This window comes from Viridibacillus sp. NPDC096237, assembly GCF_050278625.1.
Classification (GTDB): domain Bacteria; phylum Bacillota; class Bacilli; order Bacillales_A; family Planococcaceae; genus Viridibacillus.
Genome location: NZ_JBNNTI010000015.1, coordinates 1 through 21,619 on the forward strand (window position 1 = coordinate 1; position 21,619 = coordinate 21,619).

General features: G+C 32.5%; 22 protein-coding genes, 1 pseudogene and 1 riboswitch. Of the genes and pseudogenes, 10 read left to right on the forward strand and 13 right to left on the reverse strand.

Annotation, left to right across the window (positions count from 1 at the left end):
- Nucleotides 1-185: 185 nt before the first annotated feature.
- Nucleotides 186-333, reverse strand: a riboswitch (cyclic di-AMP (ydaO/yuaA leader).
- Nucleotides 334-1,871: 1,538 nt separating this feature from the next.
- The gene (locus tag ACQKMD_RS10240; RefSeq protein WP_427751717.1) at nucleotides 1,872-2,108 is read left to right on the forward strand and encodes a hypothetical protein; all 237 of its coding nucleotides are present in this window, start codon (nucleotides 1,872-1,874) and stop codon (nucleotides 2,106-2,108) included.
- Between the two features lie 135 nt (nucleotides 2,109-2,243).
- On the opposite strand, the gene ACQKMD_RS10245 is transcribed toward ACQKMD_RS10240, so the two are convergent.
- On the reverse strand, nucleotides 2,244-2,882 hold the full coding sequence (locus ACQKMD_RS10245) for an O-methyltransferase (protein WP_427751719.1): 639 nt from the start codon (nucleotides 2,880-2,882) through the stop codon (nucleotides 2,244-2,246).
- A complete protein-coding gene (locus ACQKMD_RS10250; RefSeq protein WP_427751721.1) occupies nucleotides 2,869-3,255 on the reverse strand; it encodes a hypothetical protein in 387 nt (128 codons plus the stop codon). The genes ACQKMD_RS10245 and ACQKMD_RS10250 overlap by 14 nt, the downstream gene beginning before the upstream one ends.
- A gap of 944 nt (nucleotides 3,256-4,199) precedes the next feature.
- Here ACQKMD_RS10250 and ACQKMD_RS10255 point away from each other — a divergent pair.
- Nucleotides 4,200-4,760 carry a GNAT family N-acetyltransferase gene (locus ACQKMD_RS10255; RefSeq protein ID WP_427751723.1) on the forward strand — a complete coding sequence of 187 codons (561 nt, stop codon included), beginning with the start codon at nucleotides 4,200-4,202 and terminating at the stop codon, nucleotides 4,758-4,760.
- A 69-nt stretch (nucleotides 4,761-4,829) separates the two neighbouring features.
- On the opposite strand, the gene ACQKMD_RS10260 is transcribed toward ACQKMD_RS10255, so the two are convergent.
- The gene (locus tag ACQKMD_RS10260) at nucleotides 4,830-5,711 is read right to left on the reverse strand and encodes a DMT family transporter (RefSeq protein ID WP_427751830.1); all 882 of its coding nucleotides are present in this window, start codon (nucleotides 5,709-5,711) and stop codon (nucleotides 4,830-4,832) included.
- 348 nt (nucleotides 5,712-6,059) lie between these two features.
- On the opposite strand from ACQKMD_RS10260, the gene ACQKMD_RS10265 reads away from it, so the two are divergent.
- Both ACQKMD_RS10265 and ACQKMD_RS10270 read left to right on the forward strand, forming a co-directional pair.
- Nucleotides 6,060-6,689, forward strand: coding sequence for a hypothetical protein (locus ACQKMD_RS10265; RefSeq protein WP_427751725.1), 630 nt, complete (start codon nucleotides 6,060-6,062; stop codon nucleotides 6,687-6,689).
- A 518-nt stretch (nucleotides 6,690-7,207) separates the two neighbouring features.
- Nucleotides 7,208-7,330, forward strand: coding sequence for an HAD hydrolase family protein (locus tag ACQKMD_RS10270; RefSeq protein ID WP_427751832.1), 123 nt, complete (start codon nucleotides 7,208-7,210; stop codon nucleotides 7,328-7,330).
- A gap of 17 nt (nucleotides 7,331-7,347) precedes the next feature.
- On the opposite strand, the gene ACQKMD_RS10275 is transcribed toward ACQKMD_RS10270, so the two are convergent.
- Nucleotides 7,348-8,220 (reverse strand): LysR family transcriptional regulator, encoded by an 873-nt coding sequence (locus ACQKMD_RS10275; RefSeq protein WP_427751727.1) that lies wholly within the window; start codon nucleotides 8,218-8,220, stop codon nucleotides 7,348-7,350.
- Nucleotides 8,221-8,368: 148 nt separating this feature from the next.
- Here ACQKMD_RS10275 and ACQKMD_RS10280 point away from each other — a divergent pair, with 148 nt between their 5' ends.
- Nucleotides 8,369-9,556, forward strand: a complete 1,188-nt coding sequence (locus ACQKMD_RS10280) for an MFS transporter (RefSeq protein ID WP_427751729.1) — start codon at nucleotides 8,369-8,371, stop codon at nucleotides 9,554-9,556.
- A 178-nt stretch (nucleotides 9,557-9,734) separates the two neighbouring features.
- On the opposite strand, the pseudogene ACQKMD_RS10285 reads toward ACQKMD_RS10280, so the two are convergent.
- The 6 genes and pseudogenes from ACQKMD_RS10285 to ACQKMD_RS10310 form a co-directional block, all read right to left on the reverse strand.
- Nucleotides 9,735-9,937 (reverse strand): annotated as a pseudogene (locus tag ACQKMD_RS10285) (IS5/IS1182 family transposase); the annotation flags it as partial.
- 418 nt (nucleotides 9,938-10,355) lie between these two features.
- The gene (locus tag ACQKMD_RS10290) at nucleotides 10,356-11,006 is read right to left on the reverse strand and encodes a hypothetical protein (RefSeq protein ID WP_427751731.1); all 651 of its coding nucleotides are present in this window, start codon (nucleotides 11,004-11,006) and stop codon (nucleotides 10,356-10,358) included.
- A 17-nt stretch (nucleotides 11,007-11,023) separates the two neighbouring features.
- Complete coding sequence (locus ACQKMD_RS10295; RefSeq protein ID WP_427751732.1) at nucleotides 11,024-11,422, reverse strand: permease prefix domain 1-containing protein; 399 nt, start codon at nucleotides 11,420-11,422, stop codon at nucleotides 11,024-11,026.
- Nucleotides 11,419-11,748: a PadR family transcriptional regulator gene (locus ACQKMD_RS10300; RefSeq protein ID WP_200747843.1), complete on the reverse strand. Its 330-nt coding sequence runs from the start codon at nucleotides 11,746-11,748 to the stop codon at nucleotides 11,419-11,421. The genes ACQKMD_RS10295 and ACQKMD_RS10300 overlap by 4 nt, the downstream gene beginning before the upstream one ends.
- A 223-nt stretch (nucleotides 11,749-11,971) precedes the next feature.
- A complete protein-coding gene (locus ACQKMD_RS10305) occupies nucleotides 11,972-13,309 on the reverse strand; it encodes a PLP-dependent aminotransferase family protein (protein ID WP_427751733.1) in 1,338 nt (445 codons plus the stop codon).
- Between the two features lie 239 nt (nucleotides 13,310-13,548).
- Nucleotides 13,549-14,133 carry a LysE family transporter gene (locus tag ACQKMD_RS10310; RefSeq protein WP_427751735.1) on the reverse strand — a complete coding sequence of 195 codons (585 nt, stop codon included), beginning with the start codon at nucleotides 14,131-14,133 and terminating at the stop codon, nucleotides 13,549-13,551.
- A gap of 115 nt (nucleotides 14,134-14,248) precedes the next feature.
- On the opposite strand from ACQKMD_RS10310, the gene ACQKMD_RS10315 reads away from it, so the two are divergent.
- Nucleotides 14,249-14,803: a helix-turn-helix domain-containing protein gene (locus ACQKMD_RS10315; RefSeq protein WP_427751737.1), complete on the forward strand. Its 555-nt coding sequence runs from the start codon at nucleotides 14,249-14,251 to the stop codon at nucleotides 14,801-14,803.
- A gap of 191 nt (nucleotides 14,804-14,994) precedes the next feature.
- Here ACQKMD_RS10315 and ACQKMD_RS10320 read toward each other — a convergent pair whose 3' ends face one another.
- Nucleotides 14,995-15,480: a barstar family protein gene (locus ACQKMD_RS10320; RefSeq protein WP_427751739.1), complete on the reverse strand. Its 486-nt coding sequence runs from the start codon at nucleotides 15,478-15,480 to the stop codon at nucleotides 14,995-14,997.
- Between the two features lie 191 nt (nucleotides 15,481-15,671).
- Here ACQKMD_RS10320 and ACQKMD_RS10325 point away from each other — a divergent pair, with 191 nt between their 5' ends.
- From ACQKMD_RS10325 to ACQKMD_RS10335, 3 genes are all read left to right on the forward strand, one after another.
- The gene (locus ACQKMD_RS10325) at nucleotides 15,672-16,583 is read left to right on the forward strand and encodes a DMT family transporter (RefSeq protein WP_427751741.1); all 912 of its coding nucleotides are present in this window, start codon (nucleotides 15,672-15,674) and stop codon (nucleotides 16,581-16,583) included.
- A 146-nt stretch (nucleotides 16,584-16,729) separates the two neighbouring features.
- Nucleotides 16,730-17,140 carry a hypothetical protein gene (locus tag ACQKMD_RS10330; RefSeq protein ID WP_427751743.1) on the forward strand — a complete coding sequence of 137 codons (411 nt, stop codon included), beginning with the start codon at nucleotides 16,730-16,732 and terminating at the stop codon, nucleotides 17,138-17,140.
- 162 nt (nucleotides 17,141-17,302) lie between these two features.
- On the forward strand, nucleotides 17,303-17,674 hold the full coding sequence (locus tag ACQKMD_RS10335) for a hypothetical protein (RefSeq protein WP_427751745.1): 372 nt from the start codon (nucleotides 17,303-17,305) through the stop codon (nucleotides 17,672-17,674).
- A gap of 116 nt (nucleotides 17,675-17,790) precedes the next feature.
- Here ACQKMD_RS10335 and ACQKMD_RS10340 read toward each other — a convergent pair whose 3' ends face one another.
- Nucleotides 17,791-18,648, reverse strand: a complete 858-nt coding sequence (locus tag ACQKMD_RS10340; RefSeq protein ID WP_427751747.1) for a DMT family transporter — start codon at nucleotides 18,646-18,648, stop codon at nucleotides 17,791-17,793.
- A 68-nt stretch (nucleotides 18,649-18,716) separates the two neighbouring features.
- On the reverse strand, nucleotides 18,717-19,529 hold the full coding sequence (locus tag ACQKMD_RS10345; RefSeq protein ID WP_427751748.1) for a TrmB family transcriptional regulator: 813 nt from the start codon (nucleotides 19,527-19,529) through the stop codon (nucleotides 18,717-18,719).
- Nucleotides 19,530-19,707: 178 nt separating this feature from the next.
- On the opposite strand from ACQKMD_RS10345, the gene ACQKMD_RS10350 reads away from it, so the two are divergent.
- Nucleotides 19,708-21,288 (forward strand): M3 family metallopeptidase, encoded by a 1,581-nt coding sequence (locus ACQKMD_RS10350; RefSeq protein ID WP_427751750.1) that lies wholly within the window; start codon nucleotides 19,708-19,710, stop codon nucleotides 21,286-21,288.
- Nucleotides 21,289-21,619: the final 331 nt, after the last annotated feature.

A 21,619-nucleotide genomic window follows, 5' to 3' on the forward strand; every position in this document is an offset into this window, starting at 1 on the left:
TTTAATTAATAATCGCCCAAGAAAATGCTTGGGCTGGAAATCTGCACACGAAGCGTTCATGGAGCAAGTGTTGCACTTAATTTGACAAAGTAACTCATAAAAAACACAGAACTACAAAATTTCAACTAAAAAAGACCACAGAGGATTTCCAAAGTGGTCATATTATTTTTCTATCACAAGTTTCACCATCCTCTCCCTAACGCTTACGAAGTTAGCTGTCGGATTTGGGTCAAGAAGTAACCCTACCTTCAAATAAAGGATTCACCCCAAGTAGCGAAATAGCTGCTACAAAATTGGTTTCCCCGTTCCATACGGATTCAGCGATCAAGATGATTAATTTATTTACTAATTTATGACCACATATTACTCTATTTATTTACTACTGTAAAGACAAAGTAATGTCCGGTTTTTTCCAATATAAAAAAATTAGATGGAATATAAAATGAATTCTATTTAATTAAGGTTGAAGAGGTAGTTTTGAACGAGTAATAAATTTGGATTGGAGAGTTCATCAATTTAATGTAAAAGGACAAGCACCGCAGGAATTGTAACCGATTGTTTAGATTTTAGGCTCTGGTGCAATTCTATTTTTGTTAGAAATATAGAACCGTATCCTTTTCATCTATGATTTATGATGCTCCCTCCAAATAATTATGTATGAATTAAATCTCGCTTTGCATACTATTTATTAATAGTATAAAAAATACTGCTTTTTAAAACGAATCGAAGGACGGAAACTTATAAAAGAGTTATTAAATCATTAGGAATATTTCTTTTCTTATTACTTGGTGGCGTATGGTTTATCCAATAGTAACAAGTTCATGTAGAAGCTTCAACGAATCATTCTTTTTTGATAGTTTTCTACATCATGGGAAGAGAGTTTATCTCTTGCAACTAATACAGGTTCTATTCCAGTAGGTAATGCTTTATCGTTTAACATAAATAGTGGGAAACGCTAGAACTTCCGTATCCTCAATTTACTTCACAAGAAGTTCTTTAGTTACTAGTTAATCTAAAGCAATCATTTCGATTTGATCTCTTTTAGGTTTATTTTTTCTCCTCGTCATTTTCCATCACTTCAAAAGATATTTGAGTAATTGATTGGAGCGTAGCGACAAAGCGGCTCGGTGCTCGCCCGCGGAAAGCGTCCACCGTAGCGGAAATACGCTCTTATATATATATTTAAAAATAAAGAGACCGTAGATAAACTCGAAATTCTTCAAGTTTGTCTACAGTCTGAAGTATCTTTTTATTTAAATAGGATGCTTTTTCTAATTTTCATTTGCAATAAATTCAATCTGTTCATTTGGTACATATTATCTTTAAAGATATATGCAATGTGAAAATTGCATATAAAGCCACCAACAGGAGATACTTGCGCCCCTATAATAGCTGTTAATTCATTATTCAAACATCAAATTTAATAATATTTCCAGTGCTTATGTCTGAAAAATAGATATCTTTTAGCCCTTGCTGTACGGAATAGTTTTAATAATAATACCTTATTTTCGGTTTATACTAGCTATCTTTTAAATTGTCTCAAATAGAAAAATAAAAAAGAAATTGCTGCTGTAAAAGGTAAGTCTTCATGGCTTGCTATTGCTGGTTTAGTTATAATTATTGACTATTGTTTCAGAGTCTTATGATTTTCACCGCATGCTCAATGAAAGCATTAATTACAGGAAGTCTCTTGGGGCTCATAGTGAATCTGCTAGCTACTTAATATTGATCACACAGAATGGAAGAATAGTAGATTAGTTAGATTTTAGTTCATTACTCAATTTATGAGAACACTGGATCTTTGAACTGTTAAGATAATCATTACATATATTAGAGGGAAAAATGATTCGACAAAGGAGGGGGCCAACTATATGGGGAGGAACAGAAAGATTTGGATTAGTTTCGGAGTGGCCTTAATACTTGGGATTCCTTTTAAATGGATCATTTACAAGGGTGAAATAGATATGAGTGTTTTTCAAATTTTCAATTATGGATTTAACAACTTATTTTTTGATTTATCAACACTCGCTATTAATACCCTTATTCTATTTGGTATTCTAAGTTTATTTGAAAAGGTTTGGAAATCGATGGTTAGATCTCACGATTAATTACATTAAAACCGTTGAAAGCTTTTTAGGCTATCAACGGTTTATAAATATACTACCACTTGGATTTGTATTATTTATGTGTCTCTATAATAAGTAAACAAGTCTATTTAGGATTAATGTAACTCGATGATTTCTTTATTTCTTTACTTTTGAAATAGTCATCCCATCACCAATTGGAATTATAATTGATTCTAACTGAGGATGATTGGCCACAGTTTCATTGAATTTTTTCATTATTTCAGTGTAACGTTTTGGTTTAGCTTCTGGGTCTGCTACACTACCGCCAGCAAGGACATTGTCAGTAACTATTAAGGCACCTGAATCCGCAAGTCTAATACAATATTCCAAATAATTTTCATAGTTTTCTTTATCAGCATCAATAAAGAAAAAATCAAATCGCTTATTATCTTCAACTAGTTTTTCAAGGTTTTGTAAAGCTGCCCCGGTAATATATGCTACTTGATCGCCAAAGCCGGCTTTAGATAGATTGCTGTATGCTAACTTTGCGTAACTCTCTTCTAATTCAAGGGAAGTTAATTTTCCTTCTCCACCGAATCCTCTAGCAAGGCAAATTCCGCTATAGCCTCCAAGAGCACCAATTTCAAGAACATTTTTAGCCCCTGAAATTGATATAAGCATGGTTAGGAATTTTCCAGAGGAAGGAGATACCGATATGGAGGGCATTCCATTTTCTTCAATGGAAGAAATGACTTCCTCCAAAAACTCATTTTCATTATGAAACACTGAATCAATATAATTGTTAATTAGTTTCATTAGATTCAATTCCTTCCTCTCTATTTTCTAAAGACTTATTACTATCCAAAACTAAATTTTCTGTTTCTTCATTATTGCTCGGTGTATCCATTGCTTCATTCTCTTGTATTTCAAATAATTGAATAAATTCGTTGATTACCATATCAATCGCTTTTAATTCACCGACTAGAATTGGGTGAATAGATTGAAACTCAGGTTTATCTAATTGTTGCTTAATAGTTGAACGCTTAAGATTCATCCTCTCTAAAAAAGCAATTGCTCTACCTCGGCGAAAGGTTTTTGGTCCACGTTGGTGTGAACCTTCTTTTCCTCTGTGACGCTCACTGCGATGGTGTCCCTCTCTCTTAAAGTTCTTAAATTTTTCCTCTCTCATTATAAATCCCCTTTACGTGTATACGATTGTATACATATTGTTATGATTATTACTGTATACAAATGTATACGCGTTGTCAATTTTAATTTAAATGAGTATTTTTGATATTGTTTTTTATAGAAAGAGTAAAAGAGAAATAGCTGTAAAAAAAGGCAAGGCCTAGTATTACAATTCATTTCTCGTTTAATTTTAAGTATCATAGGATTATTGTTTCATGCTCTAATGATATTTACCGCATGCTATATAAAAGACCACTTAATATGTAAAACGTGCAATAGAACATGATTATGCTGGGATTATAGGGGGGAAAGAAAATTCAGGTCGAAAGTAGCACTAATACACGGTAATAACTATGAACGCAGCAAAACGCAAAAAGATTATGAATTTGCTGGTATATATCTTGCTAGAGGAGATTCTATTGAGTTACAACGGCTACTGATGAAATAAACTTTTCTGTGATAGCCATTACTTAATTGGATTTAGAGGACTTCCGTTCTTTTTTCAAGATTTGAAATAGCTTTTTGATTTTTTCTAGTAACGAGGGATGTATAACCTCGTTTTTTTAGGAGCTTAAAGGAATAACTAAATTTACAAATGTGATATAATGGGTAAATGACCATGAATAACCTAATTTAGTGGCGTACAAATCGCTATATCATAAATTCTTGAGTTAAAAAAGAACAAGGGCAAGTTAATTTTATAGGATTATTATTAGAGTTTAGATAATCCAAAGTCTCCAATATTAAAGTATTCAAAGAATCCAATCTTAGAATAAAAAAACTTAGAAAATAGAGATAAATAAAAAGTATCTTCTTTAACTAACGGGGCTGTTAGTTAAAAGAGGAATATAAAAATGTCAAACAATTAAATTCATTGACAATAACTGAAAAAAAGAAGAACTATAAAAAATTGAATTTATTGTAGAATAGCGTAGGGGTGGATATATGGATTTTCCAAATTTACAAATAGAGACTGAAAGGTTAATCTTGCGTCCTTATAAAAAAGAGGATTATCTCAACTGGTACACACAGTTTGATAATCGCTTGCCTTCACAGTACAAATATGATGATGGTAGACCTTTAAATATGTCTTCATCAACAGAGGATTGGTTTATCGAGTGGATAAAAGGATTTGATCAATCAGCAAAAAAGGACGATATGTATATACTTGGGATTTTTCGTAAAGAAGATGGAGTTAACGTAGGGAAAGTTGAATTTTTTACGATTTTAAGAATGGATTATCAATGGGCAATGATGGGCTACTCCATTCATAATCAGTTTTGGAACAATGGGTATGGCACAGAAGCTGTAGGGGCTGCAACTGAGATAGTTTTCTCTACTTTAGATTTCCATAGAATTGAATTACATATTAATGTAGACAATAAACCTTCCATTAAACTGGCTGAAAGAGCAGGGTATCTTTTTGAATGCGAGAGAAAAGCGTTTTCTTATGAAGACGACAAATGGACTGATTTTTTAATATACTATAAGAATCGTAGTTACTAAAGTCTTGTTCAAATTGGTTGATAAACAAAAAAACAACGACAAAGTTACTTTGCCGTTGTTTTTTTATGCCTAATTTGTCTGTCGTTGTTGGATCAAAAATAAAGCTAAACCAATTAAGATAACAACAATACCTACACCTTGCTGTATGGAAATGACTTCATCTAATATGAAGTAAGCAAGAATACAAGTGCCAATCGTTTCTCCTAAAATACTCATGGATATAATGGAAGTACTAAGCCATTTTAACAACCAATTGAAAATCGTTTGTCCTAAAATTGTTGCTATAAATGCTAAACCTAGTAGAGCCCACCACGTATCTGAAGAGTAGTGAAAAAATGATTCTTTCAGAAAAAGTGCATAAATTGCTAAAAATATGGCACTACTCCCATAGCCAATAACGGAATATGAGATAAGGGATAAATCTTTACGAACGGATTGTCCAATAAAGAAATAGCCGGTAATAATACCTGCTGCAATAAAGGCTAAAATATCCCCATAAAGCGCTTCACCACTTATTTGAAAGTCTTGCCATCCGATAATAAGACTACCTATAATCGCTACAAAGCAACCTAGGATAGCACCTTTAGAAAATCGTTCTTTAAATAATAAATAGCCTCCAACCATAGAAAACAGAGGTTGTAATGTAACGATCACTGTTGAGCTAGCAACAGAAGTGTACTCTAATGATTCGAACCATAGTACATAATGACAAGCTAAAAATAAGCCGGAAAGTATTCCTAATCCCCATTGTTTTTTAGTTAAGCCAACGAGCTCTTGCCGATTGCTCTTTTTCCCAATTAAAAAGGGTAACAATAAAAGCATCGCAAAAAATAAACGATAAAATGCAGTAATAGCTGGTGGCGCATCTGCTAGTTTTACAAAAATGGCAGAAGTCGATAACGCAAATACGGCGAAAAATAAAGCTATGTATGAAAAGTATGATGGTTTTATGATGTACACCCCTGTCTAGTTGTTTATAATATTAATCAAATTCCTATATTGTATCTCTCATTATAGAGAACTCTGCACATATAAAGTATTACTTTTTCTATATTTTATGATATCAGCACATGACAAGTGGAGGTTCCATCTTAATACTCATTTGTTGCTCATATTTTTCTTTTGTAAGTAAAATTAAACTAGACCAATTTAACTAAATAAATTAAATGATTGGATATTTTAACCTATTTTTAATATTGAAACGCCAAATAATAGTACTTTTGTGTTAAAATTCGTTAATGTGGATATTTCAGGTAATGAATATCTCTTTAACAAAAAGATGGAAGTGGGGAAACTCTAATGAAACAACGAAGAATGAAACTAAAAAAAGGTATGGTCATGTCAACAATTGTAGCGTGTAGCCTTTTATTTGGATCAATGGGGTTTGGAGAGGAAACTAAAGCTGCAACAAATAAAACGCAGCAAGCATCTAAATCTAGCATTACAAAAGTATCTGCTACTGTTTCGAAAAAAGGTGTACTAACTTATCCTAAGAAGTTTAGTATGAAAAAAGTGACAAGTGAATTAAAACCCGAAGCCGCTAAATTAATAAAAATCTATGGCAATTCCCTTAATACAGGAAAAACTACATCTTTCAATTCGTATGTTAACAAACATGTAGCTGCGCACGGAAAAAATGACTATTTGCTTGGTCATAAATATGTAAAGGACAATTACAGTAAAAAAATAAAGGGAATGCGAAAAGTTAATTCGAAAAAAACGCTTTCCACTTTTGAGAAGGCACTTAACAAAGTTACAACTTCTAAGGTTGGAGTTGAAAGTACATATAAAGGAAAGGGATTTGCTACTTTTACTTATGAATTCCGACCAAAAGAATTCGATGCCTTTGGAACTGTCACAGTAAAATTTAGTTTTACACAATTAAATAAAGATAAATATGTGTTAGAGAATATTTATTTTATTTATTAAAAAACTGGGATAAAAGTGGGCTATAAAATTTTATAGCTTACAGGCAGACGTAACCTAAGTTAATGAGAAAAAGAGAAATGATACTATGTATATCATTTCTCTTTTTTAGATTTGTTTAGAGAGTTGATTCAATTAAATTGTCTTCTTTGTAATTCTTCTTTTTTAAATCCGAGCTTTTCCGCTGGTTTATATTTAAACAGATTAGCAAATCTTTTTATATCAATCAACTTCAAGTTTTTGTTTCAGTTTTTAGTTATATAATGATGAATCGAATCATAAGTAAATTTCTGCACTTTTCCTCTCTCATAATTCAATTTATACTCTTGTTGTACTGAAAAGAGAAAGTATAGTTTTTCCAATAGTATAGTAATCACACTTAATAGAAAATCTTTGCATTTAATCTGTCAGTAAGTAAAACATTAACACCTGTAAAAAGTAAATTTAATAGAGGATGCTATTAAAAATAAGTAATATCCAATTATTATTTCTATTTGAAATATCGAATTGTATTTTTTGACGTGGATGGCACACTTACTAATTATCAAGATGGTAGAATTTCAACAAGTACAAAGAGAGCTATACAGAGTTTAAAAGATAACAACATAAGATTAGTAGCTGCAAAAAAAATCAATTGCAACTAATTAGACAGAATAAACGATTATAAAGCTTTTTCAATAGGTTCAAGAATAAATTCTATGACGTTTTTTAATTGTAGAATACTATTTTTCGTACTTTCGTTCTTTTTATAAATAAAAACGGTGTTAATCACATTGTTTAGCTGTAAATTGTAACGATGAATATTTGTATAGTTATATAAGTCGATTAGTTTCGAATTTAATACTGCAATTGAATTATTAATTTGTAGGAAATCTTGAATACTACTAACTGATTTTATTTCTTTTATGTTATATGGAATTTGATTTTTCGTTAGGAATTCCACCATTGCTCGGGTATACATGCAACTTTTACTTAAGACAAGAAGTGTAAGGGGTGTAGGCTCATCGAAATTTATAATATGAGTGTCCGCTGAAATGACCTCGAATCTTTCAGTTGCAATGATGTCATAGGTTAAATCTGGGTAATGTTTAATCGGATTACTAGTGAGTGCACAGTCCATCTCTGAGTTGTGTATTTTTTCATTTAAAGCATTACTAGATTCTACTGTAAAATCCACATCCAATGGAATGTTATTTATATTTAAGGCATTGACGATTGAAGCGCCATAAATTTTGATCGTTGTATGTGATGCGCCAAAATTCACTTTAGTTTTCATTTGATCTGCACCAACGGATTGTAAGAACTCTTCGTATTCTTGTGTTATTAGCTGAAGATAGTTTTTATATTGAATCCCTACGTTGGTGATTTTTAGTCCTTGGGGTGTACGTTTAAAAACAGGTTGTCCGATTTCTGACTCCATCTTCTTTACTTTAGATGTTAAGGCAGATTGAGTATAGTTAGTAATTTCGGCTGACTTACTTAAATTTTGACGGTCTAATATTTCTATTTTCAAGGCTATTTCTTCGATGTTCATATTATTAGTCACACACCCTATTAAAATTTTTGATAGCGCCTATCATTTTCCTCCATTTTACGCTTCGTAATATACAGCGTAAACTCTAGTTAATTCATTATACCGAACAAATACATAGGTATAATAAAAAGATTTTGGGGGTACCTTGATGAAAACTTATACTAAATGGTTAATCGTACTTGTGGCTACGCTATCACAAACGGCAGCAACTTTTGTGACGTATGGTATGGGACCAATCGCTACATTTTATCAAATTGAATGGAACTTATCAGCACTGCAAACGGGCTTTATCGTTTCAGCTGTTAATATTGGACCGATGTTTTCAATGCTCGTTTTTGGTTACTTGATGGATAAAAAAGGGGAAAAACAAATCATTGGATGGGGATCCATTTTATTAGGACTATCAGCGTTAACACTCGTTTTTGTAAATAATTATATTGTCTTGTTGCTGTTATTATTATTGGTTGGGATCTGGTATGGTAGCGCTCAAACTGGTGGGAGTACGGCTATTGTAAAATGGTTTCCGGATAAACATAGGGGGCTAGCTCTAGGAATCAGACAGACGGGTATACCTATAGGGGGCGCTTTAGCTTCAGTATTATTAACTTATACTTATTATCATTATGAATTGTCGGCGGTACATATTGTACAAGGAGTCATTGCAATTGCTGGCGGGTTACTTTTCTTAGTAGCGTATCATGAACCAAAAGAAAGTGTGGTCATAGCATCTAAATCAGTATCGTTTAAAGAAAAAATGAATGCAATCAAAAATAATAAAGCACTGTACCCAATATATATTGTAGGAATTGTGATGATGTCATTACAGATGATTGTCATTGCCCATTTCATGAGTTATTTGCATAAAGAAGGTAGTTATTCACTAACTGAAGCAGGGGAATATTTAAGTCTTATTTTAATAGGCGGGATGATTGGTAGAGTAGCCATTGCCTGGGTGAGTGATCAATTCTTTGAGCAAAATAGAGAAAAATTATTGTTCATTGTGATGGTGGTTACAGTAGTTCTTACGATGATATTACCGCTAATCATGCATGCAAAATTAGTAATGCTACTATTCTGTTTTCTACTAGGCTTTGTAGCAATCGGTTGGTATTCATTATTCATAGCTTGTGTCACAGAGCATTCAGATCCCAGTTACATTGGCTTAACAGTGAGTTCTGCTTTGACATTAAACCAATTATTTATCGTTATTGCACCTTCACTTTTCGGTTTAATGGTAAATCTATTGAATAGTTATCAATTAGCGTTATATATAGTAGGAATTATTGTGGCGTTAGGGGCAGTTAATTTGTATAGAACAAAGGTAAGGATGGCCTAGATTGTTAATTAGATTTATCGTTTCTATGAAAAATCTACTGAATTTACTAAGGTACAAGTTAAGCTCTATCAGTTCCACAAGTTGTTATAAAATAAAAAAATCCCCAAGGTAGTGAGGGCACTGAAAAACTTACATTTTCAAAATGTAATGTTCTTCAATAGTAAACACCGGTATTTTTTGAACTATCAAAAATTGATTTTAGTAATACATATTTGAACATCCGAATCGGTGGAATCGCATTCCGTCCATTATTCAAACCTTTAAAATAAAAGAAAAATCAACGAGTTCCTTGATTTGACGAAGCATATTCTCTTTAGGCACAATTAAATCGTAAAGCGCCATATAAGAGCTTAGAGTGAATGTTTCTTGTTTGGAAATCATGGACAGCACCACCTTGAATTAGTCTTTTCAAAATAAAGGGTTAGGTGTGAATCGGAAAGAATGAAAAACGAAAAACTAGTTGATTAGAGTGCAGGCGGCGACTCCTTGGGGAACTAGCGAACATATTGAGACCCCGCAGGAGCGTTAGCGACGAGGAGGCTCAAGGTTCGTCCCTAGGAAAGCGTCCGCCAGAACGGAAATTAACGGCATCGAAGAAAAAGCCATGGCAGAAGCGATTAATCGTTTCCGCCATGGCTAAAATTCATTTTATGGATTTTTTCAGAGCCCTCAGGATAGTGGGGCAATGGCTAATCTATAGTGTAAGAAAATGAAATACAAACCCCAATATCGATGTGGGGGTTTGTATAAGTGTTCTCAAGTTGAAATTACTACATTTATGCTTTTTACAACGGTTTACTTAATTCTCATTAATACCTTTGTATCTTCTCTTTTTATAAACATAAAAGTACATACTAAGAGGCCACCACATCACCAAAAAGATGGGATAAATCGCCCATATTGTTCCTGGTGAAGAAACAACATTTACAGTAATGAAAAAGATACTAATTAGTATACTTGCATTAATAGAGAATGCAACGGATGTTTTTTTCTTAGCATGATATAAAGCTAATGGCCACCACATTATTAGGAATGCAGGGTAAATCGCCCAAGGATATTGGGGAGAAAGTGTAATATTTAATATTGAATAATAGATAATGGTAATGGAACTACCAATAAGTGCAACTGTTATTGATTTAGCTTTTTCCTCTAAAAACATGAGAATTGGCCACCATATGATTGGGAAAACAGCGTATATAAACCATAAATGGTTTGGTGAATATAGATAATTTTCAATCAAAAGAAAAGAAATTAACATGAAACTACAGATGATAGAGTATTGTTTATATAGTTTCTTAAACATAAAATAAAGGGTAATAGGCCAGAGTAAAAGCAGGAAACATGGATAAATAAACCAAATCTCATTCGGTGATGTTATATAATTAGTAATTCCTAAAAATAACATGGTCATAAAGCTACCAGCTACGGCAAAACTAAAATAATTTTTCATTATCTATTCTCCTTTCCTCATTGCTTACGTGACCATACGAAATACATTGAAAGTGGCCACCATAATATAGCGAATATTGGATATATTGCCCAAATTGTATCTGGGGTATAGTAGAAGTTGATAAATACAAAAAATACAATTATTAAGCTACTTCCCCAAATAGAGAACTCTAAATTTAATTTAGCCATGTTTTTCTTCTTTGGCTGTTTCACTCCTAGTTCTTTTTTTAACTCTTCAATATCTCCGAATTCAACAATTGCTTTATTAATGGCATCTTCTTCTGCTTTTCCATGATCCATTAAATAGAACACTTTCTCTTCAAGATTTTGCAGGATTTCTTGTTTAACCATTTCGGTTTCGTTATTACTTGGAATGTCCTTAAATAATTCATCAATATGATTTTTCATTTTCTTCATTCTAAACCCTCCATAAACAAGTTGATAATTTCCTTCACTTCAGTCCATTCACTTACTAGTTCTTTTAAATATGCTTTTCCTAATGTGGTAATGCGGTAATACTTTCTTTTTCCACCATGAGAGACATCCCCATAATATGCTTCAATAAGTTCTCTTTTTTCTAACCGTTGAAACACAGCGTATAAAGTTGCTTCTTTGATTTGAAAACGATTATCTGTACGTAAACTAATTTCCTGAGATATTTCATATCCATATCGATCTTTCTCTAAAAACAGCCGTAAAATAATTGAATCCAAGTGTCCACGAATGATATCGCTTCTAACCATAAGTCACCTACTTAGATATTATTGTTCTATCTGATAGAGTAATATTAACAAATATTACTCTGCCTGTCAAAGTAATTGTGGTAAATGTAATTAATTATTTCTTGCAAGTAAATACAATAATAGGAATATGATGTCTAACGTTGTTTTATGTGATGTTTTATACAAAAAATAATATAATAAAGAGATTAAGAAACAATACCTTGGAGGAATTGTTTCTTAATCTCTAAAAATAATTATCAAGATTATTTAATGTATGAGCAAGTTCTTTTATCCCATCTTCAATTTTTTTGTCTTCTATAGTTGATACATTAATCTTTAATATGCGCTCACGATAAAAGTCGTCTATATAGTTTTGATCAATCGAATTAAATAATATTTGCTTTTGACTTAAATACTTAATTATTCGATATAAATCTACTTCTTTAGGAAAAACGATATGGCTATGCATACATATTTCTGAAGATGCTGGATACATAGAAAAATGTGTTTTTAACGAGTGCTGAAGAATTTTTCCACGATTATAATAGTGTTCATGTACTTGAGCACGATATCGTTCAAACATGCCACTTTTTAAATATAGCTCAAGGGCAGCTTGTGAAATCATAGAGCTGTCAATATCGGTTGTAATTTTATACTGCTGAAAAATGTTAATTAATTCATTAGGTAAAATGGCAAATCCAATACGTAGACCTGGGAACATGATTTTAGAAAAGCTTTTTAAATAGATAACCCGGTCATTCGTATCCATTGCATACATTGGATCGCGTTTTGAATTGTACTCAAAGTCAGCCAAAAAATCGTCTTCAACAATATAGACATTATATTGATTGGCTAAATGGAGAATTGCTTCTTTTTCTTTTTTACTATAAGAAGTTCCCAATGGATTATGGAAACGTGGCATCGTGTAAAAAAACTTAATCTCTTTAGTACGAAAAATTTGTTCCAGCTCTTTTAAATCAATGCCATTTGTAGTGCGTTTAATACCGACCACTGGCATGTGATAAGTTTTTAGAAAATCTATATATAGATGATAGCTAGGCTGTTCTACAAGTATCGTTTTGCAATTGTTAGGGAAGGGCATAAGGCTAAGCAAAGAGAGTGCTTGCTGTACACCTGAAGTAATAAAGATGTTGCTGTTATTAGTAAACACTTGATACGCTTCTAATAATTTCTTCGCCTCTGTGATTAATGAAGGTAATCCTTTAGCTGTACCATATTTAAACAAATCTGATTGATAAGTATCAATGGCTTTGTTAATACAATGCTGAAAATCATGATAAGGAAATGCATGCCATGTTGGTGATGAAGTGGCGAAATCAATCAGATTAGATACTAATGGTTTTTGTGCTATTTGATGATCCACTACGTAATAGCCGCTTTTTGGGATTGCGTATATTAAATGTTGCTGTTCAAGTTTTTGTAATGCTGCTAATATTGTGCTCTTACTACAAGAAAATTGTTGAGCTAATTGCCGAATAGAAGGTAACTTCGCACCAGATGGTAGGTCAGCATTATGTATACGTGCAGATAGATCATGATAGATTGATTGATATTTAAGCATGTTGAACCTCCATATATATTTGCAGTTAACGAACAATATTGTCATTTGAATTATAATAAGCTTATTCAACAATTTTCAGAGCTAACTTAAAAGACTGCATTATTAGTAAAGAATTTTGGTGCAGGCATTGATTGATAATCGAATATCTCTTTAGTTTGATTAAAACACAAATGCGACTCAGTAGACCAAAAAAAGTACCGAATTAAGTCGCTTTTTTTCTATTAAATCAAATCATTCTACTATTTGACAAGAATTGAAAAAGCACTATAAAGCAATAAGACCGCCATTACTATATTAAATTGTTGTCTGTTATGTAATAAATACTTTTGAAAAATTGAACCAAATAGACTCCAACTAAATGTACTTAGTAAACCAACGATTCCTAAAAAAAATGAGAAAAGAAGGTAGCTGGCATATGAAGTGTAATAGGGGAGAATGAAGGTTGATACTACTGTAATTCCAAAAAGAATACCTTTAGGATTTACAAATTGTAACAAGATACCTATGAAGAAACCGTTACTATTACCTTCATCATCTTCACCTTTAGTATCCTTACTAATAAGTATTTTATAAGCCAAATATAACATATAAGCTACACCAAAAATCGTTAAAGGAAACTCGATTATTGGCATTGCACTTAAAAGGATGTTGTTTAAAAAACTACATAATAATGTGATAGCAAAAAATCCGACGCCTACTCCTAAACAAAACTTAATTGTTTTTTTATAGCCATGTTTATTCGCAAAAGCCATTGCCATGATATTGTTGGGACCTGGAGTAAAACTGGTAATGAAAACAAATAACAAAAATGAAAATATAGGCATTTCTGGACCTCCCTTTTACTTTGTATGTTATAATGTTCAAAACAAACAATATAACGTATGTGCTTTTTATTATACATAACGGTCGTTATGTTGTACATGATGAAGGAGTGAGTTTATGGAGGAAATACAACTTATTCTTGCAAGAAATTTAAAAGCTATTAGAGAGAAGGAAAAATTAAGTTTGGAAAAGGTCTCTCAATTAAGCGGTGTTAGTAAAACGATGATAGGGCAAATAGAAAGAGGAGAGTCAAGTCCGACTCTTACAACTATTTGGAAAATAGCTAATGGACTAAAGATTTCCTTTACATCCCTTATAAATAATCCCCAACCAGATACAAAAGTTGTTTTAAAAAGTGAAATTGAAGTATTGTCTGAAGATAATGGAAGGTATAGAGTCTATCCCTCATTTCCTTTCCAAGAGGATAGACGCTTTGAAGTTTACTCGGTTGAAATAGAAAAAGAAGGGGCATTAAGCTCTGATTCTCATAGAGAAGGAACTGAGGAATTTATCACTGTTTTTGATGGGGAAGTAAAGATTATTGTAAGTGACAGTAATTATATTTTAAAAAGTGGCGATTCAATTAGATTTAAGGCTGATAGACCGCACACATATTGTAATTCGGGGGACACTTTAACACGATTGAGTATGACGATCTATTATCCAACCTAGCAAAGCTTCTAAAACAAAGGATATAGTTGAAGAAGTTGTAACAACTTGTTTGTGTTTTTTACTATATTAGTTTTAAATTAGGATTCGATAAAAATGTTGTTGATATTTCAGTAATATAAAAAGGACCATTTTAGATGGTCCTTTTTTATTGTGTTCTTATTAAGATAATTCCTTTTTAAATTGAATAAATGTTACAGTTCTCTATTTTTTTCTAACCACTCATCACTATTCCATTCGGGAGACATACCGCCTATAGGTGGAATAGAGAAACTTCCATCATTTGATTGAACAAATCCCAGTAAAACGTTACCTTCGATAAGATTTCTCCAAGAATTTAATTGGATAATATCTAAAATATCATAAGCAAGCTCAGGGTGCCTTTTAGTGAAAATATCATAGTTTTTAAAGGTTAGAATAAAGCCTTTTTTCTTAGGCACTATGTCTGATAAACAATCATTAAAAGCATCTAAATTTTTACCATAGTAATCAGGGAAGTTAAGCGTATTTGCAATCTCTTCGTGAAATTTTTCCTCATTCCAAAGGATACAGTCAAAACTATATATTTCAAAACCCTCACGTTTTAATTGTTGTAAATTTCGCTCCATAATCTTTGTTTTCCAAAATAAAATAATACTGCCATTTTGTATAAGTTCACGCCATTTCTCCAGTTTACCCACTATTTTGCACCTACCAATTTCAATTTTTCTTCTAGAACTAACCGGTCTATTTTCCTGAGATTATTGTAAAATACTTTTTTGGTTAATTCAATCTGTATCGGTACAGATGTGTTTTTTTGTAGTCGTCTAAATATGTGTTTTTTAATACGATAGTTGTACCGGCCGGATTAATCGAAAAGAGGTAATATCGTATGAAAGAAATAAAAAAAGCGTATATCGCGGCAATTATATATGCCCTTATAATTGGACTTTCCTTTATGTTTGTCAAAATTGCACTAACGGTGGCAAGTCCATTAGATACACTGGCACATCGTTTTACAATTGCATGGATTGTAGCAACGATTTATCTATTCTTTAATAGAAGCAAATTACAAATAGAGTGGAAGGATTTGCAGAGAATTCTACCTTTAGCATTGCTTTACCCAATATTGTTTTTTACTTTTCAAGTATTTGGTCTAGCTCGTACTTCGTCTTCAGAAGCAGGAATTATTCAAGCGACCATTCCGATCTTTACATTACTTTTCGCTAGTTTATTATTGAAAGAAAAAACTTCATTTAAACAGCTTGTATGTGTTAGCTTGTCAGTACTTGGAGTCATCTTCATTTTCATGATGAACGGGGCAGGGGCAGCTAAGGTTAGCTTTATCGGAAGTGGATTTATCTTGTTATCAGCTATTACATCAGCACTTTATAATGTTTTTGCAAGAAAGTTAACGCAACAGTATTCATTATTTACTTTAACGTATATAATGACACTTTTTGGATTTATCGGATTTAACGCTATAGCCATGAGTATGAATGTTATCCATGGTACTACGAAACAATTCTTTCAACCTTTTCTGCACTTAGATTTTGTTTTAGCTATTATCTATTTAGGTATTCTTTCTTCACTTATTACTTCGTTTTTATCTAATTATGCCTTATCTAAAATGGCAGCATCTAAAATGAGTGTTTTCAGTAATGTTGCGACGCTCATTACGATTTTAGCAGGAGTTCTTTTTCTACAAGAGGAATTTCACTATTATCATTTAATAGGAGCAATAGTGATCATAATCGGAGTCATAGGGACAAATTATTTTGGGAGAGTGGTAAAAAAGGATTGAGGTTAAAAAAGGGTATAGTAAAAGACGTATGACCAGTACTAATAATTCAAATCTCAATCGACTTCGTTGTTATCAAAAAACTGTAAACTTTATCAATTATGTATCATGTAATTTTGTTATACTAATATAGAGGTGTTTACATGAGTATGTTTTGGTTAATTTTTATAATCGCTATTGTTTTAACGATTTTCAGTATTTTTTGCATTTATCTTATGATAGTAGACTTTGAAGAACGTGATATTAAAACTCTGTTAAGAACTGTATTTTCAATATTAGGGGCGATATTTTTATTTACGATAACCCTCCCAACAATTCCTAAAATAATTAAGCATCAAACAACTGTATCTGAGGGGAATTGCTCTGTTTATACTACAGAATCAAGAGGTAACAATAGCTTGAATATTCGACTTGGAGAACAATATTTTACTGATCAAGGTCATTTTGATATAAAAGATGGTTCGTATTATTGTAAAGTAACGCATTATGAAAATACAGAATGGCCTACTGATATAAAAATTTATAATAAACAAGGTGGAAAAATTGTAATTTCTTATTGAGCAGCGATATTATGTCGCTGCTCTTTTATATTTCAATAATGTTTTATATGGTAGAAGCATATTCTAAAGTAAGTAATTAATATTTCAATTACTTTTCCAAATAGAATGACACCATTGTAATTTTCCAATGTTAAATAGTATTTAAGAAGAAAGGGAGTTCAATTGAAGAAGGAAATGGTTATTCTCATGTTCTTCAGCTGTTTATCAACCTTGTTATTTGGGTGCGCAAGTGAAGAAGAGCGTATTGATGTGACATTTGAATTATCAAATGATATTAAAAAGAAAGTAACTCACGTAGCAAAAGATTATCTTATCAAAAATAATTGTGGTACATCTGAGAGCATTCAAATTGGTACTGCCGATATTACTGACCATTTAGTTGATGCATTGGACGAAATTTCAAATCAAAAAGATATTGGTCAAGTAGTATATAAAGTAACTTTCAAAGATAAAATCAATGTTGACACCGGGTTACCGAAAGTTTTAATCGATAAAGATAATAATCGTGTAGTTGGGTTTTTAGTAGCTAAGTGAGCAATGGATTTCTATAACATTTCTTGAACAATAAAAAAGATCAACCAGTAAATACTGGATGACCCTGTAATTCATATGGTGAATTTTGATGAAATAGGCTGTGTATATTGCATGTGCTATTTTTTAAAAGCGTACCCCATGCCTAAAAACGTTAGTAGAATCCCAAGTATCTGGTATGTATCAGGATGATAACCTGTAAGTAGCACATCCAACAAAATTGCAACCGCTGGATCAAGAAAAACAAGTATAGCAATGGTTTGTGCTTTTAAACCTCTTAGACTACTAAAGAACAAGTAGAAAACAAATCCTGTATGAACAAATCCAGTTAATAAAATATATCCCCAATTCCCAACGCTCAACTGGCTAAATTTTGTCCAATCTATTAATGGTAATAACAATACAACACCAAGACTTGTCTGAATGATTGTGAGTAAAATGGGATCGAGCGTACGAATGGCTTTTCCTGTTAAGGTTGTAAGCGCATAAAAAAATGCTGCTCCAAACGCCCACAGAACGCCTGTTGATAAGAAATCATCGAATGAAGAGTGTTGCTGAATTCCTCCGACGAGTAACGTTCCTATGAAGCAAGTAACAATCGCAATACCTGCGGGGAGAGTAATTTTTTCTTTAAATAGTAGAGAACCAAGTATAAGTACAAGAACAGGTGCTAAATGATAAATAGAGACTGCTACTGTGATAGACATTAATTCAAAGGAACGAAAGAACAAGACCCAATTCACAATAAGAAAAAAACCACATAACAATGCAAATAAATAATCTTTTCTGAGGGCAGGCTCTTGATTTTTCTCCGCTCTTTTTCGTCGTCCAAGCCACCATACAAATCCTAATAGAAGACTTGCACAAAGACAACGAATGAATACTAACTCAATTGACGGCAAATTTGTCTTTACAGAAAAATATCCGATAGATCCGAAAATAACCATTGATGCAGCGAATTTTAAAGGGGCATTCATAATAAAACTCCTCTCATTATTAGTAGTTATAATTATAACTACTATGTTTTTAGTGAAAAAAAACGGCCTTACTCAGGACGCTTTTTACCTGTCATAACATGGATTAGATCTTCTCTAGATTTCCAAAGTTTCTCCAGCTTTTCTGGTCCATACGCACTTATGACTTCTTCAACCATGATGTCATGTCGAATGTATTCAGTAGCGACTAATACGAGCGCAGGATCTTTTGATTTAATAGCCCATTCTGATCCGCGGTCACTAAACTTCGCAATCAATGCCTCTTCATTGTCTCGAATAAGTATCGTTAAATAGCCACCCATTCTATCACTGACAATCTCTGGAGGCATGTAGTTATGATGGTATGTATGACCGAAAGAAACTTCTTCCGCACTGAAAAGAACTGCAAAGACTGGAATTTCTTTTTCCTTTTCTCGAATAGGAACTTCAATCTTCGGCAAGATGTGTGACCAAGCCGATAACCAAATTTCTTTTTTTGCACTGCGTATCATCGAAATCATTTCCTGTACGATGTGATCGAATTGGAAAATTCTGCTGATGACATCAATTTTTTGATCACTTTCTAGTGCATTTAATGACTCTTCTAACGATTCAAACGACGTATCTAACTCTTCTCTAAGTCTAGTGAGAAGTTGTTTAGGATTAACTGGTACATAAACAATGGGGTCTGATGGGACTGTTTGAATAGCTCCTTTATCAAGCAATTTCCCTAGTACTTCATAAATCATTGATCTAGGCACGCCTGATTGCTTACTAAGTTCATATCCTGTAATTGACGGGCTCTTTAACAAGCCTATGTAAGCCTTGCATTCATACTTAGAAAAGCCAAGTTTTTGCAATTCATCTATAGCTTTCTCTTCCATTAACTTCTCCTCCTTACAAAGTAGTTATGTTACTAACCACTATAAAATAACGATGCTTATTTGTCTAGTAATATTATTGTTAAGCTAATAAGACAGATTAGTAGAATAGAATAAAATCCATATATGTTATAATTTTAATGTTTAGAATTTTAGCTATATTAAGGAGGTTACAAACCCAATGTCATTCCAAGATATAAACGAATTTTTAATCGAACAAAATAAAAGTATGGAGTCACTCTATAAACCAGTTCTATTTAATCATTGGATGTCTGCAACAACAGGCAAAAAAGAGTGGAGTGAAAAACACGAAAGAGCCCTAAGCGAATATTTTGATAATTTTTCTGAGCAAGAAACATTTAGAAAGATATTATCATATAAAAAGGAGAACAATCTTACACCCATTCAAGTTCGCCAATTAGGCGACCTATATTATAAAGGAATTAAAAATCAACTTGATAAAAGTGAAGTGGCTAAAACATTAGAACTTGAAAAAGATATTTCACAAATATTTAACACGTATAGACCTACGTTGGTGGGAAAAGAAGTAACAAACAATGAGTTGCTGGATATTCTTAAAAACAGTAATCAAAATGAACAAAGAAAAGAAGCTTGGCTTGCAAGTAAACAAGTGGGAAAAGAAATTGAAAATAATCTCCTGAAATTAATACATAAAAGGAATAGAGATGCACAAGCATTGGGGTTTGATAATTTTTATCAGATGAGTTTAATAACCCAAGAGTTGGATATCGATACGGTATTTAATACATTTAAACAATTAAAAAATCTATCAGATGAACCGTTTCGTAAAATTAAGGGTGAAATAGACGAAGAATGGGCAGAAAAAATGAGTATTCAAATAGAAGAACTACGCCCTTGGCATTATGTTGATCCGTTTTTTCAAGAAGCTCCTCCCGTTAGCGGAGTCGATTTAGACAAATTTTATGAAGGTAAGGATTTAGAAAAGGTTGTTAATAGAACATTTAATGCTATGGGATTAAATATTGAAGACATTCTTCGAAGAAGTGATTTGTACCCACGTGAGAATAAAAACCCATTTGGATTTTGTACCGATGTTGACCGTAAAGGGGACATAAGAGTTTTAGTGAACATGGATGAAAGTGTATTTTGGGCAACTGCTCTACTACACGAGTTCGGACATGCTGCTTATTTTAAATATATTGATCATGATTTACCATTTATTTTACGTTTCCATTCACATTCATTAACTACTGAAGCCATAGCATTGTTTTTCGGAAGGATGAATAAAACTTTGGCGTGGCAAATGCGGTTTCTGGATTTAACAGAAGAACAATTATTAGGTGAAATTCCTGCTATTGAAAAAATGCTTCAACGTCAAATGTTAGTCTCTGCAAGATGGATAATCACTTTTGTCTTTTTCGAAAGAGAACTATACGAAAATCCGGAACAGGACTTAAATAAATTATGGTGGAATATTGTAAAGGAAATACAGTTTGTTAATCCTCCTGAAGATACAAGTTATCCCGATTGGGCATCAAAAATGCACTTTTCATTAGCTCCAGTCTCTTATCAAGACTATTTGTTAGGTGAATTAACAGCATCACAACTTCAACATTTTATTGAAAATAATATTTCTCCTGATCTATTCAAACCAGAAGTAGGTAATTATTTAAAAGAAAATTTCTTTAAATACGGAGCTTCTTTACATTGGAATGAAAAAATAAAAAAGGCTACTGGAGAATATTTAAATCCAGTTCACTTTATAAAACAATTCTTTTAATCCCATTTCAAAGTTACATATCCTTGTTAAGCTAACGCTGTAGAAAAACTCGAAAAAAACGAGTTTTCTACAGTCTTTTTATTTTTAAACAAGATAGATCAAGTTTTCCGAAGCTTACCGCTCGCTTTCCGCGGGCGAGCGCCGAGCCGCTTCGTCGCTATGCTCCTGCAGGGTCTCGTCTGTCTCGCTTTTCCCGCAGGAGTCGAGCGGACGCTTCTCCAAACCAATAAAGTATTTGACGAGAAAGCTAAATCAAGAACGTGAACAACTAGAGATAATTACAATTGAACGACTTGTTCCACAAGACATTTAGTTCACAAATTGTATACTG

What these genes read in the sequence shown, in the direction of transcription:
- ACQKMD_RS10240 (WP_427751717.1), top strand. Translation starts at nt 1,872, where the DNA reads ATGGGGAGGAACAGAAAGATTTGGATTAGTTTCGGAGTGGCCTTAATA.
- ACQKMD_RS10245 (WP_427751719.1), bottom strand. Translation starts at nt 2,882, where the DNA reads ATGAAACTAATTAACAATTATATTGATTCAGTGTTTCATAATGAAAAT.
- ACQKMD_RS10250 (WP_427751721.1), bottom strand. Translation starts at nt 3,255, where the DNA reads ATGAGAGAGGAAAAATTTAAGAACTTTAAGAGAGAGGGACACCATCGC.
- ACQKMD_RS10255 (WP_427751723.1), top strand. Translation starts at nt 4,200, where the DNA reads ATGGATTTTCCAAATTTACAAATAGAGACTGAAAGGTTAATCTTGCGT.
- ACQKMD_RS10265 (WP_427751725.1), top strand. Translation starts at nt 6,060, where the DNA reads ATGAAACAACGAAGAATGAAACTAAAAAAAGGTATGGTCATGTCAACA.
- ACQKMD_RS10275 (WP_427751727.1), bottom strand. Translation starts at nt 8,220, where the DNA reads ATGAACATCGAAGAAATAGCCTTGAAAATAGAAATATTAGACCGTCAA.
- ACQKMD_RS10280 (WP_427751729.1), top strand. Translation starts at nt 8,369, where the DNA reads ATGAAAACTTATACTAAATGGTTAATCGTACTTGTGGCTACGCTATCA.
- ACQKMD_RS10290 (WP_427751731.1), bottom strand. Translation starts at nt 11,006, where the DNA reads ATGAAAAATTATTTTAGTTTTGCCGTAGCTGGTAGCTTTATGACCATG.
- ACQKMD_RS10295 (WP_427751732.1), bottom strand. Translation starts at nt 11,422, where the DNA reads ATGAAGAAAATGAAAAATCATATTGATGAATTATTTAAGGACATTCCA.
- ACQKMD_RS10300 (WP_200747843.1), bottom strand. Translation starts at nt 11,748, where the DNA reads ATGGTTAGAAGCGATATCATTCGTGGACACTTGGATTCAATTATTTTA.
- ACQKMD_RS10305 (WP_427751733.1), bottom strand. Translation starts at nt 13,309, where the DNA reads ATGCTTAAATATCAATCAATCTATCATGATCTATCTGCACGTATACAT.
- ACQKMD_RS10310 (WP_427751735.1), bottom strand. Translation starts at nt 14,133, where the DNA reads ATGCCTATATTTTCATTTTTGTTATTTGTTTTCATTACCAGTTTTACT.
- ACQKMD_RS10315 (WP_427751737.1), top strand. Translation starts at nt 14,249, where the DNA reads ATGGAGGAAATACAACTTATTCTTGCAAGAAATTTAAAAGCTATTAGA.
- ACQKMD_RS10325 (WP_427751741.1), top strand. Translation starts at nt 15,672, where the DNA reads ATGAAAGAAATAAAAAAAGCGTATATCGCGGCAATTATATATGCCCTT.
- ACQKMD_RS10330 (WP_427751743.1), top strand. Translation starts at nt 16,730, where the DNA reads ATGTTTTGGTTAATTTTTATAATCGCTATTGTTTTAACGATTTTCAGT.
- ACQKMD_RS10340 (WP_427751747.1), bottom strand. Translation starts at nt 18,648, where the DNA reads ATGAATGCCCCTTTAAAATTCGCTGCATCAATGGTTATTTTCGGATCT.
- ACQKMD_RS10345 (WP_427751748.1), bottom strand. Translation starts at nt 19,529, where the DNA reads ATGGAAGAGAAAGCTATAGATGAATTGCAAAAACTTGGCTTTTCTAAG.
- ACQKMD_RS10350 (WP_427751750.1), top strand. Translation starts at nt 19,708, where the DNA reads ATGTCATTCCAAGATATAAACGAATTTTTAATCGAACAAAATAAAAGT.